We start from the raw sequence: 16,390 nt of genomic DNA, 5'->3' as shown, positions 1-16,390 counted from the left end.
GAGAGGATGTATTAAGATCTTTTCCGATTACTTTTCGGTACGCATCATGAAGGTCTTGCCACCAGGAATGTGAACCATATAGACGCCCAAATTCTTAGTGTCGGACTTGCTAATGCGATTGCCCTGCATGTCAAAGTACTGAGCCTTGGACATATCCTGGGAAGCATTCACAACGATCTTCTGGCAGATTGCATCTGGAGTAGTATCGTTGTTGGCAGCTTCAACCTTCTTGAATTCAACGTAGTCAATATCGACCCAGTCGTTGGTGATTTCAAGCTTCAGTTCGTGTTCGCCAGCAGCCAAGGTAGCCTTGCCACCGCTTACCATGGAATAGCCTTCGTCATCCCAGCCCAAGCCAGCATTGACAATTTCATCACCGATACGTTCATCGTCCATGTAGAGAACAAAGCCACCAGTCTTGTTGTCACCAGCAATAAGAGCAGAAATTTCATATTCACCGGCTTCTTCAACTTTCACGGTGTACTTGAGCCATTCACCCTTTCGGCAAGAGCCAACAGCCATACCCTTATTGGGCTGCTTCACGTCCACATCGTCCTTACGGTACTTGCCTTCGCTATTACCCTTGTCCAGGTCATAGTAAGCCTTGCCAGCACCACCCTTGTTGTAGTCTTCGGCCTGGATCTGGCCCGGAATGGTCATAGGTTCACCATAGTAAGGACCATATTCTTCAGGAGGAGCATCAGGAACGGTAGACTGAGTAGGATCAACCACGTTTACTGCCGGAGCGTTGGGGTCAATAGTTCTGTCGATAAGCTTCAGCATTTCGGAGCAATAGCGCTTACCCAGTTCAATCACACCGGAACGACCGAAGTGGTAGGGGTCCTTACCATTACCGGCAAGTCCCTGGGAAGAAGCCAAGCCGAACTTCTTAAACTTGGTCTTGAGCTGAGCAATGCCGGGATTCTTGCTACCGCAGCAAGCACCCTGTGCCTGGAGCATTTCACCAGCAACGAAGGGAACTTCGTTTTCATCCAAGTCCAGTTCATCGATAATGGTCTTATAGGAAGCATAAACACGGTTACGCCAGTTGTCATCTACACCATCGCTTTCACCCTGGTGGAAAAGGACACCCTTGATAACACCAACTTCCTTAGCCTTCTTGGCAAGTTCCAAAATACGGCCCATGGGGTTTCCACCGTAGTCACCGGCCCAACCCTTAAAGCTTCTGCCATCGCCATCAAAATAAGCGGCATACTGATCCAAAAGGAAGGCACGAATGCTGACGCCACCCACAGCCACCGGGATAATACCCACGGTTACGCCCGGCAGGGAGTCCACCATGGCGCGGCCAAAATAGTCTGCGGGAGAAAGCTGTTCAAATGCATGGAACATAGGCGGGATAGCCGGATACCATTCGCCAGTCTTAATGGATTGCGTGGTTTTTCCCGTACGATTGCCGGCATTTGCATTATGGGAAGCCAGCATGATAAAGTTCTTGGGGTCCTGAGCCTGATCGACAGAGGGGTCAATTTCGCCGTTACCAGCCATATTGGACTGACCGTAAGCGATATAAATGTGGAAATTCGGGTTCGGGGCGGCATTTGCACTAGCCGCAAACATGGACAGACCGAAAGTCATTGCTGCAGCAGCGCAGCCCAGTTTCTTAAACACACCCATTAAATGCTCCTTGAGTTCTTTACAAACTTAAAATTACCCCTTTTTGGGGGTAAAATCGACTATCCAGAGCAAGAACTTATGGACAATATATCAACGCAAAAAAGGCAAAAACCGCAGTTTTTGCCCTAATTTCGCAATTTTCGAGAATTTCGCTTACTTTTCGTTACGGATAACGAAGGTCTTTGCACCAGGAACACGAACCAGATAGACACCTTGCTTCTGGGCAGTGGCCTTGCTTACGCGATGGCCACGCATGTCAAAGTACTGGGCGTTATCCATGTTCAAAGCACCTGCTGCCATGAGAGAGGCCTTGATGCTTTCAGACGGTCCAACAGCAGAAGTGTCCTTTGCAGTGGTATCTGTCGGAGTGACCACCGTAGCGTCAACCTTCTTGAATTCCACGTAGTCGATATTCACCCAGTCCACTTCAATCTGGATCTTGAGATCGTAATCGCCAGCCTTCAGGGTTACCTTGCCACCGCTGATATCAGAATAGGTGTCATAATCCGGACCCTTTTCGGAAACCATGGTTTCACCAATCTTGTCGTTACCAAGATACACGGAAATAGCACCGGTGCCATTGTCACCAGCCAGACGGCCAATCATTTCGTATTCACCGTCTTCTTCCACGTGAACAGAATACTTCATCCATTCGCCCTTCTGGCAGTAACCCACAGCCATGCCCATGCCGGCCTTGTAAATGTCAACGCCGTCACCGCGGTATTCGTCGCCCTGATTTACCGCATCCATGTCGGAGTAAGCTACACCGGAACCGCCCTTGTTGTAGTCTTCAGCCTGAACCTTGCCAGGAATCTTGAAAACATCACCATAGGGGCCGTATTCTTCAGGAGGGATATTGCCTGCAGAGCCACCACCATAGAGCGGCACCACAACCTGGGGCGCATCCATGTCCACGGTCTTGTCAATAAGCTTCAGCATTTCGGTAGCATAGCGCTTGCCCATTTCCACATAACCATCATGGTCGAAGTGCAAACGGTCGCTCTGCATGCCCGTGCCCTGGGACTTTGCAACACCGAATTTTGCAAAGTACTTGGAGAGGCCATTCACGCGGGTGCTCATGCCATGGCAAGCGCCATTGTAAACCATTTCACCAGCGACAAAAGGCAGTTCTTCCTTAATGCCCAAATCGTTGCGCATGTCGTTATAAGTCTTCTGAACAATCTGTTCCCAGTTGCTCATGCCGCCATCAGTTTCGCCCTGATGGAAAATGAAACCCTTGATGACGCCCACTTCCTGAGCCTTCTTGGCCAAGCTGATAATAGCGGCGTAATCGTTACCCTGGGAATCGTAATCCTTAGCCCAGTTGGCAAGCCAGCTTTCAGAAGAGTTCACATAGCTCTGCCACTGAGCCTTGTCGAAAAGCTTGATGGAGGCGCCACCCACAGCCACCGGAATAATACCGATGGTTACGTTGGGCATTTCCTTCGCCATGGTTCTGCCAAAGTAGTCGGCAACAGAGAGGCCTTCCTGGCAATGGAACATGGGAGGAACCGCCTTGGACCACTGGCCCTTGGCAAGCTTGATGTTGGTGCCGCCCTTACGGGAGTTACAGTCGACACCGGAAATCATCACAAAGTTATCCATGGGGTCCTGGTCACCAGACTGAATAGGACCTGCGCCAGCCATATTGGATTGGCCGTATGCGATGTAAATGTGGAAATTGGGATTGGGCGCAGCCTGAGCGGGAGCAGCCAATAGAGACAAGCCAAAAGCTGTTCCTACTACAGCCATAGACTTGGAAAGATTTTTAATCACACCCATTATATCACTCCTTTAAGTGTTGCACGTATAAAACTACTCCATTTTCCCCAAAAAAATTGTTTCTTTTCTGTAAAAGCAGTAAAAAAGCGCCCCCGGAGGGGCGCTTCGACTCAATGAAAAACTAGAGAGAGAAATTCATTTTCCAGAAAAGATTACTTGGTAAGAGTCATGCGCATTACGCGGCCAGCAGACTTCACCATGTAAACACCGGAGCGGTCCACAATGGAAGTTGCCTTGGAGCGGAGTTCCACCTTGTCGCTTGCCTTGACGCTGCCGAGGAATTCACCGGAGAGGTCGTAGATTCCAAAGGTAGTGGGAGCGGTAATAGCCTGGAACTGAACTGCACCAATAACCTGGGGATTTTCGGGATCTTCCGGATCAACCGGAGTTTCGCCGTTACCAGTGGTATCCGGTTCCGGATCTGTAGCGTTAGCACCTTCCACGAAGGTGAAGTAGTCAACGTCCATCCAGTCGCCAGTGACCAGGAATTTCATGACATGCTTACCGGCAGTAAGCTTCACGTTGCTCTGGATCTTGCCAAATTCATTGAAGTCACCTTCAGTTGCAGTTACAGTCTTGGGAACCACGATAGTATCGGTAATAGCCTTGTTATCCATAAAGATCTGGAAACTTGCAGTACCATTGCTGGATGCGACGTAGGAGAACATGGTGTAGTCGCCATCCTTCTTCACGTCAACAGTGTATTCGTACCATTCGCCAGCCTGGTTGTAACCAATCACGTCGCCGAACTTCTTGGTGTAAATATCAACGCCAGCGGCATCTTCTGCACGATACTTGCTGTCACCGTGATTTTCAGAATCGTTTTCGTAGAAGGATGCGTTGCTGTTGCCGTTTTCATCCTTGCCTGCACCCGGAACGTCAAAGTCTTCAGCCTGAATCTTGCCCGGAATTGCCCAAGCAGTCTTGGTAGCGTTATGAGGTTCCTGCGGAATCACAACCTGGGGACCAACACCGACGAGAGTAACGATACAGTCCTTATTGGAGGAACCGGATTCCATCTTGATGGTTGCGGAACCATTCTTAACTTCGATTTCGCCTTCGTACTTGGCATTTTTGGATTCGCTGGTAGTGTACATGTGGAAGGTTTCAATGTCTGCACCCTTCACGTTCACAGTCACAGTCTTTGCATTCTTGAAATCGCGGTTTACGAGAACAACAATGGTAGAGTCGCCATCAGCGCTCTTGTAAGCAGATGCGTAAACTTCAGCTTCCGGTTTTGCAGTAGCACCCACGCGGATTGCACCCGGACGGATGAAACGAGCAAACTGGGACATGATGTAACCACGCTTGGAAATCTTGCCGATTTCATTGGACGGAATGGAAAGCTTGTTACCAAAGTCCTTTTCCATGATCAAACCGTAGCAACGACGGACATACCACCAAGTATACTGATTGAAGTTGCCCACAACCATTGCACGATGAATTTCGTAGCCCACGTCCATGGCGCGAACGGTATCCACCTTGTATGCGTTAGCCTGGTCGCCGGTACCCATCACGGTACGCCAGTAGTTACCGCTACCCTGGCTTTCTGTGTAGTGTTCGGTCATCCAGCGTTCCACCTTCTTCTGGTCAGCAAGAGAGTACTGGAACCAGGAATCAGCGGTCTTAGCATCACTGGCGTAGAAGTGGGCTCCGAGAATGTCCCAGTTCTTAAGGGCATTGGCGTCGTTCAGAACCTGGTCGTAAAGTTTCTTCTGGTAGGCAAAGGATTCGGTAGAAATCACCTTGGTGCCGTTCTTACGCATCTGATCGGCGTAACCCTTGGTGAAGTTATAAATTTCATCAGCAGACCAGCAAGCCCATTCGCCGCACCAGTCCGGTTCGTTACTGATAGAAATTGCATACAGAGGAACTCCCTGGTTCTTCATGTAAGCGGTGAAGTTGTTCAGATGATCCACATACTTCTGGTAGTTGCTGGATGCCATGTGCTGATTTGCACCAGCATAAGGAGAAGTCCAAGGAGTAGCGTACAGGATAAAATCATCACCGGCGTACTTCTTTGCATACTTTGCGGCCTGAACTTCCTTGCTGAAGTCGTTGGTATTGGCATAAACCGGAATACGAAGGGTATTCAAACCGATGGTACCATCACCAGTACCGAAAGCGATCTTGGCATCGGCTTCAGAAAGGCCAGCGCCACCCTGCCATGTATTGTGAACCATGCCGCCGAAACCGCGAATCACCTGGTGTTCTTCACTCAGGTCCACATTGACGGTAGAAGCGTTGGAAAGACCAAATGCGCCGGCGAGTGCGCACACAAATCCGAGTTTAGAAATTTTTTTCCCAAACATATATCCCTACTTTTTACAAGGGCACACCACATACCCTTCAAACCTAAAGATACCCTTATTACCGCCTCTTATTCCACATTGAAATACACCTTTCATGGATTAATTATCCATAAGCTTTTTTTGCACAAAATGGCATTTTTAGTCAAAATTCGCCACTTTTTGCAATTTTTGCAAAGAAAAGGAAACTTTTCTGTCAAAAAATAAAGGCACCCCGGAATACCGGGATGCCTTTTTGGATGTGTGTTTATGGAGATCTTTTATCGCTTAACGGATGGAGCGAACTCGAGCAGCCTTGCCACTGGCGCGGTTACGAATGAGGCTAATGCCCTGAACCTTGGCGGCTTCGGCAGAGTTCTGCCACATAGCACCAGCCTCTGCCATGGAGGTAGCCTTGAAGGATGCCAGCTTGTTACCCTTCAGGTCGAACACATCGTAGTTCATGTGTGCACCCTTTTCAAAGGCAACAGTAGTGCCAATTGCTTCAGTACCAATCTGGTGCGGATCCGGAGCATCTTCACCTTCCTCGAAGTTGATAAAGTCAATGTCGAACCAGTCGGCAGTTGCGGTGAAACGGAGGATATGTTCACCAGCTTCAAGCTTCACGTTGGCCTTGACCTTTGCGTAGTCGTCGAAGTTCTGTTCCTCAGAATCAGTCTTCTGGGCGGCAGGCACGGCGATATCTTCGGTGATGTCCTTACCATCGATAGAAAGCTTGAAGGAGGAACCACCATCAGAAGCGACAGCTGCGTACATGGTGTAAGTACCGGTCTTGGCAACATTCACGGTGTATTCAAGCCATTCATCCTTCTGGATGTAGCCTACGACAACGCGATCGCCAGACTTCTTGTACAAATCAACAGAAGGTGCGTCATCCTTGCGGTAGTCAGAATCACCGTGGTTTTCTGCATCGTTATCCTGGAAGGACTTGAGATCGCCGCCGCGGCCCACGCCCGGAACGTCAAAGTCTTCCATCTGGATTACGCCAGGAATTGCCCACGGGGTATTAGTTTCGTTATAAGCCTTCTGCGGTTCCGGAGGAGTAGTTCCGCTACCCTGGAAGCCCCATGCCTTGATAGCCATAGTAGAATCCTTGGAGCCCTTAAACACCAAGAACACGTAATCTACAATGCCCTTAAGGCCATCCATATCGCAGGAGGTTTCTGCAAAGCTGGTCTTGGAGCCAGTGTTCTTAAGAGTACAGGTGCCAGCCAAGGCGCCGGTAGCAGAACCGGTATGGATTTCAATCTTGTTGTCATCTGCAGCGCTGGCAGCTTCTACAGTAAAGCCCGTTGCAGCAGTGCCGAAGTCGACACCACTAACGCGGATCCAGGATTCCTTGGTAGAAAGCGGGAGCAAGAGAGAAGAAGCAACCTTACCCGGAGCCCAGTCGGAACGGCTACGGATGCCCTTCTGCTTGGAGCTGGTGAGAGCCGGATACCAATCATACGGATCAAAGTTTTCAATCTGTTCCGGACCTTCCTTAGTGAAGGTCAGGGAGTTCATGGAACCATCTGCAGCGTAGGTGAATTCATCAACGCTAACGCTACGGTGGTATGCTGCGTTCGGGTTGGGCATGCCATCTTCAGCCGGAATCTTTTCCAAGCCGTCGTAACCGTTAGCAATACGACGGTCATGGTAAGCAACGTACCAATGGCCCTTGAATTCAGCAACACCATGATGGTTGTTGTTATTGGCGTTGATATTCTGGCCACCAATGTTGGGGTTGCCCATGAAGATACCCTTATAAGTATAAGGACCTGTGGGGCTCTTGGACATACCGTAAGCAATACGCAAATCTGCAGTACTGTAGGACAGGTAGTAATTGTCCTTGTACTTATGGATATAGGAAGCTTCCATGGCCTTCGGACCACCAATCTTCAATTCCACCTTGGTATTGGGGTTGTAGCTCTTCATATCCTTGTCGAGCTTATAAATATTGAAGATGTTATTATCGTTGTCGCGAGCCGGACGCTGGTCACTGCTACCGCCACCGAAAGTGAAGTAGCCGTCGCCATTGTCATCAAAGAAGATTGCCGGGTCGAAGCACCAGCCAATATTGTCGCAGCCAGAGATGGCGCCGCCACCCCAACCAATCAAGCGCTTGCCGCCAGAAAGAGGGTTGGTCCACGGGCCGGCAAGACTGTCGGCACCAATCAAAACAATGCCGCCACCACCGCCATCGGGGAACACAATATAGAGTCGACCGTCATTAGGATTCTTGGCAATACCAGATGCCCAGATAGCGCCCACGCCATCAACCTTACGGGCGTCGTAAATAATACCGAAGTCAGTCCAGTTCTGCATGTCCTTGGTACGGAAACCATAGAGAGCCTTGATTTCGTAGCCGTTGGAATTGTACGGGGCCGGGTCATCAGAGTCGGTAATGACATAGAAGTATTCATCATCGGCAGCTGCAGCAGGGTCAGCCAGATAATGGTAGGTAGAAATCGGGTTGTATGCCAAGCCGAAGGTGGCAAGACCTGCGGCAAAGGTAGTCCCGATGACTTTCTTGAAAAGATTCATATTTACTCCTTAAGGCTTAAACACACCCGGCCTTATTCTATGCTCTAAAGATATCTTGAAAAAACCGCGTTTTCCCGCATAAACAAGCACTTTCTATGGACAAGTTATCCATAGGAAGGGTGGCTTTTCAAACCAGGAATGCAGGCCGCACAAGCAAAAAAAGCCCTCCCCGAAAGGGAGAGCTTTTAAAATTCGTCGGGAATCGGAGGCTAGTTCAGACCTTTGACGCCGAAGATTTCAACATCATCGATCCAGACGTCATAATCACCGGTATTTACACGGGCGGCAAAGATACCGAAGCTGTTGATATGATCCTTGACAGCATCCCAGCCCAGGTTACCACCGGTCTTGTTGGAATCGGTCGGCACCAGGTCCTTAGGCTTCACAACAATCTTTGTCCAGTCTTCAGTAATAGCCTTGTGAGCCCAAGCCTTGCCAGATTCGTATCCCGAAGCGCTGTCGGCATGGACATCGAAGGAGATGCTGACCCACATGGAGTCTCCATCAGGGTTTTTGCCCTTTGCATAGAGAACCACAGAATCCAAGCTGCTGAAATCATGGTACTTGGCAAAGTTGTGTCCCATCATAGTCCAGGTGTACAAGGAGTCGGAATGGCAATCCATATGGGCTACCAGGCCGTACTTACCGCCGCCTTCCACAGCGCTAAGTTTCATCTTGGAGAATCTGGAGTAAGAAGAGTACCAACCGTAGGTGCTATCCTCAAAGTCAGAAAGCATAATGTAGGGCAAGGTATCCTTCACGGTTTCCTTGCGATAACCGATCTGCACATCTTCCTTCGTTTCTTCGGACTTCACTACGACGCTGGTCACGCCAAATGCCTGGAAGCTTTCGTAGGTGTCAGCCTCGCCTTCCTCATTGATGTAATCGGAAGTGGAATAGGTAAAGCCAACTGCCTTGAAGCTACCGGCAGGCAGGTCTTCAAATTCAAAGTTACCGAACTCGTCAGTTTCAACAACGTAATCAAGACCGCGGATACCCACCTTCACAGAAGTCAGGCCTGCAGGCATAACCACCTGGCCCACCATGGAACCAGACTTGGCCAGGCCAACATCCAAAGAATCGCATTCCGAAGGAGTTACATCAAAGCGAGCAAAACCCTTGGATTTTTCGTTTTCAACTTCCACGGCATACTTGCCGGATTTCAGTTTGGGCACGTTCAACCGGCCCCGGTCGTCCGTCTTGCCGTTAAAGATTCCAGCAATGGAATCCTTAAAATCAGCTGCATCGACGCCATCAATATTGGAAGTTCCAGCCAGGTAATCTGCGGGACGCACCTTAACCAAGGAGCGTGCAGCCGGAGAACCGTCAGCCAGCTGGACACTCAGCGCTACGGAATTTTCCGTTTCAAACGTCGAAGACGCCTGGTCTCCCATGAAACCACAACCCACAAGGAACGCACTGACTGCGCCCATTGCAACTAATCCTTTATGACAACACACCCAACGCTTCATTTAGACTCCCTTGTTCCATCCTCCGTATCCTTGACGGAAGCCACCCCTCCCTTTCGGGCCACAGGATAGAACGCCATAGAAAGTTGCATAACACGATCAGGGCTCTTGGAACTGTCGACACGCTTCTGGACCAAACGGCGGAATTCACGAAGCATATCACCCAAGTCGTCGAAGCATGCCTGATCAACGGATAAGGTAAGAGTAGAAATATTTCTTTCGTCAACGGGGACGTTATCCAGAGAATCGCTGGCCAAAGAGAGCACTTGCTTCTGGAATTTACGTACTGCGACCTTCTTTTCGGGTCCGCCGGCGGTCAAATGGGCATCGGTCAGGGCCAGACGGCCAGAAGCCATCTTCTTGACGAGGCCAACTTCCATAAGAGTATCAATTGCTTCCTGGGCCTGGGCTTCGGAAATGGGCGGGCAGATGTCATGGGCGATCTGCTTGAGGTTCACAACCCCGCCATTAAGTTCCAAGTAGGCGCGAACAGCCGGAATCCACCAGTTTTCGAGCACCTTAAGTTCAGCAGCCTGCAGACTATGGCGGTCAACGTCGCGAAGGGACAACGCCTTGGCAATCAATTCTTCACGTTTACCCTTATCCTTAGTCACTGCAGCGGTGTAGAGCAGGTCGAAGTATTCTGCTTCACGGCCAGACAAAGCCAAAATTTCCTTGGCGGAGGCCAAGGCATGAGCAGGCAGATGCTGCTTCTTCTGCAGCACGCGATACAGGTAGCTGGAATCCAATCCCAGCTTGTCGCCCATCATACGATAACTGTAGAAAGGCATCTCAGCCTTCTTACGATCGTAGTACGACTTCAAGAAGTCGCGGTAATCTGCTATGTCAGAAAAAGTAACCATAATTATTTACCCAAATTTAACATTAATAAGATAGACTTTGGGTTAACAAAAAGAAACCATTTTGAAAAATCCCTATGGACGTTTTATCCAAGCCAACCGTGATAATGGTCACAAAATTGCCGTTTTTAGGCAAAATTCGTCATTTTCGAGGGTTTTAGGCCTTGGATAAAGTTGTCAAAAAAAACATTACAAAGTGTTCCTGAAACCGAGAACACCCTTACTTTATGTGCAAAAACCGTGTAAACTCAGCTCAGCAAAAAAGCCGGTCAAAAACCGGCTTTTTCTATCAAGAAATTCGCAAAAACCTCTATTTCTTGTGCTCCGAGGTGTAAACCTGCAGGTATTTTTCCATTTCCTGGATGTAGAATCGGCAAATAGTGCTGAGCATGAAGTTTTTCTTCACGATATAGCCAATTTCCATGGTGCGGTCGTCTTCACCCTTGGCGTCCTTGAAAGGCACGGCCACATAGTCGGAACCGTTGATTTCTTCGCTGATAATGCCAGAACAAAGGGTATAACCATTGAGGCCCACCATCAAATTCAGCATGGTGGCACGGTCATTGGCCTTGATGGTCTTATGATATTCGTTGGTACTGAGGATTTCTTCGGCAAAATAGTAGCTGCCGCTTTCGCTCTGTTCAAAGGAAAGGCAGGGATACTGGGAAAGGTCATCCAAGTTCACCGACTTCTTCTTGGCTAGCGGATGATCCTTCCACATATAGGCGTAAGCATGACAATCAATAAGCTTGTGGAATTCCAGGTCATGTTCCTTCAGCAAATAAGTAATGTACTTGCGGTTGAAATCGCTCAAGTACAAAATACCGATTTCACTCTTAAGGGCAGCCACATCATCAATGACTTCCTTGGTCTTGGTCTCGCGAATGGCAAATTCGTAATCATCGATATTATAACGCTTCACCAGGTCCACAAAGGACTTCACCGCAAAAGAATAGTGCTGAGTGGAAACAGCAAACTTCTTCTTTTTCTGTTCCGCCTTGTTGTAATTTTCAAGAACCGTTTCGTAATGATGGTAAAGCTGATTTGCCTGAGCAATAAATTCTTCACCTTCGGGAGTGAGGGTCACACCGCGGCTGGAACGATTGAAGATAACGATGCCGATTTCTTCTTCCAAGTCGTGAATAGCCGCAGTCAAGGAAGGCTGAGAAATGAACAAGGCTTCTGCCGCCTTATTGAAGGAGCCTACCTTGGCAATGCCGATGGCGTAACGTAATTGCTGAAGAGTCATGTTTTCTCCGCGGAACAATTTTTGCGCCCGTTTTACGGTATCGGCGCTTTCTATAGCAAATATAGTATAATAGTTTAAATTTTCCTATAGATATTGTAGGAAATAAAGGAGTTTTTTCCCTTTTTCGCTCATCTACTTCGAAAATTATTTCGTGATAATGCCAGAAGCCACAATTCCCTGGCCGGCGTACAGCACAAGAATCTGTCCCGGAGCAGAAGCAAATTGAGGTTCGTCAAAGTGAACACTGATGCGGCCCGAAGCTACGTCAAGTTCAGTAATGCGAGCTAAAGAACCCTTGTGGCCCAGGCGAATGTGAGCCGTGAGCGGTTGCTTCAGCAGAGGACTGTCAGAATCAACCATCAAGTTCAAATCTACGGCAGAAACCTCAGTGCAAGAAAGAACACTGCGAGGACCAAGAACCACCTGGTTCTTTTTTACGTCGATACTTACAACAAAGTAAGGTTCAGGAAGTCCACCGATGTTCAGGCCCTTTCGCTGACCGATGGTATAATGAATGATTCCACGATGCTTGCCCAGCACCTTGCCGTTCATGTCCACAAAGTCGCCGGGCACTTCGTCAGACTCATCAAAAAGCACGGTGTAGTCGCCGCATTCCAAAAAGTCCTGGCTCTCTTTCTTTGTAGCAAAATCCACCCAGCCGATTTCTGCAGCCAAAGCCTTCACATCGGTTTTCTTCATTCCGCCTAGGGGGAAAATCACTGTAGAAAGCTGTTCTGCAGTAAGGCGAGAAAGGAAATAAGTCTGATCCTTGGAATCGTCCAAGGCCGCATAAAGAAACGGTTCCTGCGGGTTCTTGAAATCCAGGCGAGCGTAATGCCCTGTGGCAAAGTAATCAAAGTCAACCCCCATGCGGCGGGTTGCAACTTGCAAAGCCCTGAACTTGATGTTCTGATTGCAGCGAACGCATGGGTTCGGGGTGCGGCCGGCACGGTATTCCGCACGGAAGTAATCCAGCACTTCGCGCTTGTACTCGTCGGTAACACTCACCACATAGTGGGGTATTCCCAGACGGTCTGCAACAGACTTCGCCTGGGCAATATTTTCTTCTTCACCGGGGCCATAGCAACCTTCGCGACCTTCCACATGGGGCATGTTCTTGATGGAGCCATCCCAAGTGGCCATAGTAACGCCAGCTACTTCGTAGCCCTGCTGTTTCAGCAAGTAAGCTGCCAAGGCGGAATCCACACCGCCAGAAAGGCCAACAATAACTTTCTTGCCTGCACCGATATTAGAAGAATTTATTTCCATACCAAAAAGATAGTAAAATAACTTTGCAGTCTCAACCTTATTCCGCAAACAATTCTGTGGAGAGATAACGGTCACCAATATCGGGCAGTAAAACCACAATATTCTTGTCCTTGTTTTCCGGACGCTTGGCCAGTTCCTTGGCGACCCAAAGAGCAGCGCCAGCGGAAATTCCCACCAGCACACCTTCATTCTTTCCAATTTCTCGACCGCAGGCAAATGCATCTTCAGCTTCAACGGCAATGATTTCATCAAGAATCTTGGTGTTCAAAATCTCGGGAACAAAGTTCGCACCGATACCCTGCAGTTTATGGGGGCCGGCAACGCCCTTGGTCAGCAACGGCGATGTAGCAGGCTCCACAGCCACAATCTTCACGTTGGGATTCTTGGACTTCAGATACTCCAGCTTTGCCAAAAGCTTGGCTTCCAAATTGTTTTTCTTTTCGATATTGCAAAGTTCCAAAAGAGGAGTTATACCCCAAATATTAAAAAAACGCCTGAAAGCAAATGATACTTTCAAGCGTTTTTCACTCAAATGTCATCCAACGTGTGGAATGAGCGGGCCCTTACGGCCTTAAAGCAGATTCTCTAGACTTGTTACGGAGACAAATCAAGCCCAGAGATTCCCAATTACTCAGCGAACAATGCGGTAGAAAGGTAGCGGTCGCCGGTATCCGGGAGCAGAGCCACGATGGTCTTGCCCTTGTTTTCCGGACGCTTTGCCAGTTCCTTGGCGGCCCAAAGGGCGGCACCAGAAGAGATGCCCACCAGCACGCCTTCCTTGTGGCCGATTTCGCGGCCGGCTTCGAATGCGGCTTCGTTTTCCACTGCGATGATTTCGTCATAGACCTTGGTGTTCAAGGTGTCAGGAACGAAACCTGCGCCAATGCCCTGGATCTTGTGAGCGCCAGCAACACCCTTGGAAAGTACCGGAGAGGAAGCGGGTTCAACAGCCACAACCTTCACGTTGGGGTTCTGGGACTTCAGATATTCGCCAACGCCCGTGACGGTACCACCGGTACCCACACCGGCAACAAAGATATCCACCTTACCGTCGGTGTCTTCCCAGATTTCCGGGCCGGTAGAGGCACGGTGAGTTGCCGGGTTTGCCGGGTTCACGAACTGGCCCGGGATAAAGCTGTTAGGAATTTCTGCAGCCAGTTCGTTGGCACGGGCGATAGCACCCTTCATGCCCTTGGCGCCTTCGGTAAGAACAAGTTCTGCACCGTAGGCCTTGATGATCTGGCGGCGTTCAACGCTCATGGTTTCGGGCATCACGATGATGATGCGGTAGCCGCGGGCTGCAGCAACGGAAGCAAGGCCAATGCCAGTGTTACCGGAGGTCGGTTCGATAATCACTGCACCGGGCTTCAGCTTGCCGGACTTTTCAGCGTCATCCAGAATGCCCTTGGCGATACGGTCCTTCACGGAGCCAGCGGGGTTGAAATATTCAAGCTTTGCCAGAACCTTCGCACCGAGATTGTTAGCGGCTTCGATGTGAGTAAGTTCCAGAAGAGGAGTGTGACCAATCAGCTGATCTGCAGAAGTATAAATCTTAGACATTTTGAAATTCCTTTATGTTTAGGTTTTAGACCGGGGCGTTGCCCCTGGTAGACGAAAGACGAGAGATTTAATTTGGCGCCAAAGGCGCTCTATATTAAACGGCTCCGCCGTCATTATTTTTCTTTCGTCTCTCGTCTGTAGTGAGCACAGCGAACGTTCTCTCGTCTATTTACACTTGTTCCAGTGCCTGAGCGAGGTCCGCAATAATGTCATCGATGTGTTCGGTACCGATGGAGAGGCGGATGGTGGACGGAGTGATATTCTGTTCCTTGAATTCTTCTTCGTTCAGTTCGGAATGAGTGGTGGTGTACGGATGAATCACCAGGCTCTTCACATCGGCAACGTTTGCCAAGAGGCTAAAGATCTTCAGGCTATCAATGAACTTCCAGGCTTCGGCCTGACCGCCCTTGATTTCAAAGGTAAAGATGGAGGCGCCACCCTTGGGGAAATACTTCTTGAAGTTTTCGTGATCCGGATGAGACGGCAGGCTGGGGTGGCTAACGGATGCAACCTTCGGGTGCTTGGAAAGGAATTCCACAACCTTCTTGGTATTTTCCACATGGCGTTCGATACGCAGGGACAAGGTTTCAGTACCCTGGATGAGAGCCCATGCAGCAAACGGGGAAATTGCAGCGCCCTGGTCGCGAAGGAGAATGGCGCGGATGTAGGTCACGAATGCGGCACCCGGAACAGCGTCGGCGAAGCTTACGCCGTGGTAGCTCACGTTGGGGTTAGCGATGGTGGGGAACTTGCCAGACTTCCAGTTGGTCTTACCGGATTCAATGATGATGCCGCCGAGAGTGGTACCGTGACCGCCGATGAACTTAGTAGCGGAATGAACAACAACGTCTGCGCCGTGTTCGATGGGGCGGAACAGATACGGAGTGCCGAAGGTGTTGTCGACGATAACGGCGAGGCCGTGCTTGTGACCGAGTTCAATAAGTGCGTCAATATCAGAAACATCAGAGTTGGGATTACCAAGAGTTTCCAGGTAAAGGATCTTGGTGTTTTCCTTGATGGCAGCTTCCACTTCAGCCAGGTTGTGAGTGTCAACGAAAGAAGTGCTGACGCCGAAAGGAGCCAAGGTGTGCTTCAGCAAGTTGTAGGAGCCACCGTAAATGGTCTTCTGGGCAACCACGTGATCGCCAGCCTGAGCGAGAGCTTCAATGGCATAAGTAATGGCAGCAGCACCGGATGCAACGGCGAGAGCTGCGGAACCACCTTCCAGGGCAGCGATACGCTGTTCGAAAACGCCCTGGGTGGAGTTGGTCAAGCGACCGTAAATGTTACCGGCATCGCGAAGGCCGAAACGGTCAGCGGCATGCTGGGAGTTGTGGAAAACGTAAGAGGTGGTTGCGTAAATAGGAACTGCGCGAGAATCGGTTGCGGGGTCTGCGGATTCCTGGCCAACGTGGAGCTGAAGAGTTTCAAAGTGAAGATTCTGAGACATGTGTTATTCCTCCGTACTGGAATGTTTGTCATTATTATTAAAACTTTCAGGTTTGTTTCCTACCATTTTTGTAGGTCTTTCAAACCAACGGCTATAATGTAAAACCATTTCCCCACCTTTCCAATAGGTTTAGTAGGAAAAAGTCATATTTTTTTCATTAAAGCGGCTTGCTATAGAAATTACCTATAGCAAGACAACGGAGAATTCTATAAAAGCCCCAATTTTAGCCAATCGGAGCCTTATATTCATACTAAAAATGATCTACACAACGTATTTTG

The 16,390-nt window shown here is 49.4% G+C and carries 11 protein-coding genes; all 11 read right to left on the bottom strand.

Annotated features, from left to right (window positions below):
- Positions 1 to 27 precede the first annotated feature (27 nt).
- Positions 28 to 1,638 carry a carbohydrate-binding protein gene (locus tag MJZ25_00715; GenBank protein MCQ2122689.1) on the bottom strand — a complete coding sequence of 537 codons (1,611 nt, stop codon included), beginning with the start codon at positions 1,636 to 1,638 and terminating at the stop codon, positions 28 to 30.
- A gap of 153 nt (positions 1,639 to 1,791) precedes the next feature.
- Complete coding sequence (locus MJZ25_00710; protein MCQ2122688.1) at positions 1,792 to 3,420, bottom strand: carbohydrate-binding protein; 1,629 nt, start codon at positions 3,418 to 3,420, stop codon at positions 1,792 to 1,794.
- Between the two features lie 152 nt (positions 3,421 to 3,572).
- Positions 3,573 to 5,699 (bottom strand): carbohydrate-binding protein, encoded by a 2,127-nt coding sequence (locus MJZ25_00705; protein MCQ2122687.1) that lies wholly within the window; start codon positions 5,697 to 5,699, stop codon positions 3,573 to 3,575.
- 297 nt (positions 5,700 to 5,996) lie between these two features.
- The gene (locus tag MJZ25_00700) at positions 5,997 to 8,255 is read right to left on the bottom strand and encodes a carbohydrate-binding protein (protein ID MCQ2122686.1); all 2,259 of its coding nucleotides are present in this window, start codon (positions 8,253 to 8,255) and stop codon (positions 5,997 to 5,999) included.
- A gap of 209 nt (positions 8,256 to 8,464) precedes the next feature.
- Positions 8,465 to 9,727 carry a hypothetical protein gene (locus tag MJZ25_00695; protein MCQ2122685.1) on the bottom strand — a complete coding sequence of 421 codons (1,263 nt, stop codon included), beginning with the start codon at positions 9,725 to 9,727 and terminating at the stop codon, positions 8,465 to 8,467.
- Positions 9,724 to 10,587: a DUF4423 domain-containing protein gene (locus MJZ25_00690; protein ID MCQ2122684.1), complete on the bottom strand. Its 864-nt coding sequence runs from the start codon at positions 10,585 to 10,587 to the stop codon at positions 9,724 to 9,726. The genes MJZ25_00695 and MJZ25_00690 overlap by 4 nt, the downstream gene beginning before the upstream one ends.
- A gap of 307 nt (positions 10,588 to 10,894) precedes the next feature.
- Positions 10,895 to 11,833, bottom strand: a complete 939-nt coding sequence (locus MJZ25_00685) for a LysR family transcriptional regulator (GenBank protein ID MCQ2122683.1) — start codon at positions 11,831 to 11,833, stop codon at positions 10,895 to 10,897.
- A gap of 144 nt (positions 11,834 to 11,977) precedes the next feature.
- A complete protein-coding gene (gene mnmA, locus MJZ25_00680; protein MCQ2122682.1) occupies positions 11,978 to 13,102 on the bottom strand; it encodes a tRNA 2-thiouridine(34) synthase MnmA in 1,125 nt (374 codons plus the stop codon).
- Positions 13,103 to 13,139: 37 nt separating this feature from the next.
- Complete coding sequence (locus tag MJZ25_00675) at positions 13,140 to 13,562, bottom strand: pyridoxal-phosphate dependent enzyme (GenBank protein MCQ2122681.1); 423 nt, start codon at positions 13,560 to 13,562, stop codon at positions 13,140 to 13,142.
- Positions 13,563 to 13,729: 167 nt separating this feature from the next.
- Positions 13,730 to 14,662, bottom strand: a complete 933-nt coding sequence (cysK, locus tag MJZ25_00670) for a cysteine synthase A (protein ID MCQ2122680.1) — start codon at positions 14,660 to 14,662, stop codon at positions 13,730 to 13,732.
- Positions 14,663 to 14,831: 169 nt separating this feature from the next.
- On the bottom strand, positions 14,832 to 16,112 hold the full coding sequence (locus MJZ25_00665) for an O-acetylhomoserine aminocarboxypropyltransferase/cysteine synthase (GenBank protein ID MCQ2122679.1): 1,281 nt from the start codon (positions 16,110 to 16,112) through the stop codon (positions 14,832 to 14,834).
- Between the last annotated feature and the right edge of the window lie 278 nt (positions 16,113 to 16,390).

The organism is Fibrobacter sp. (genome assembly GCA_024399065.1).
Taxonomy (GTDB): domain Bacteria; phylum Fibrobacterota; class Fibrobacteria; order Fibrobacterales; family Fibrobacteraceae; genus Fibrobacter.
This window is presented reverse-complemented; position numbering and strand designations above follow the sequence as displayed.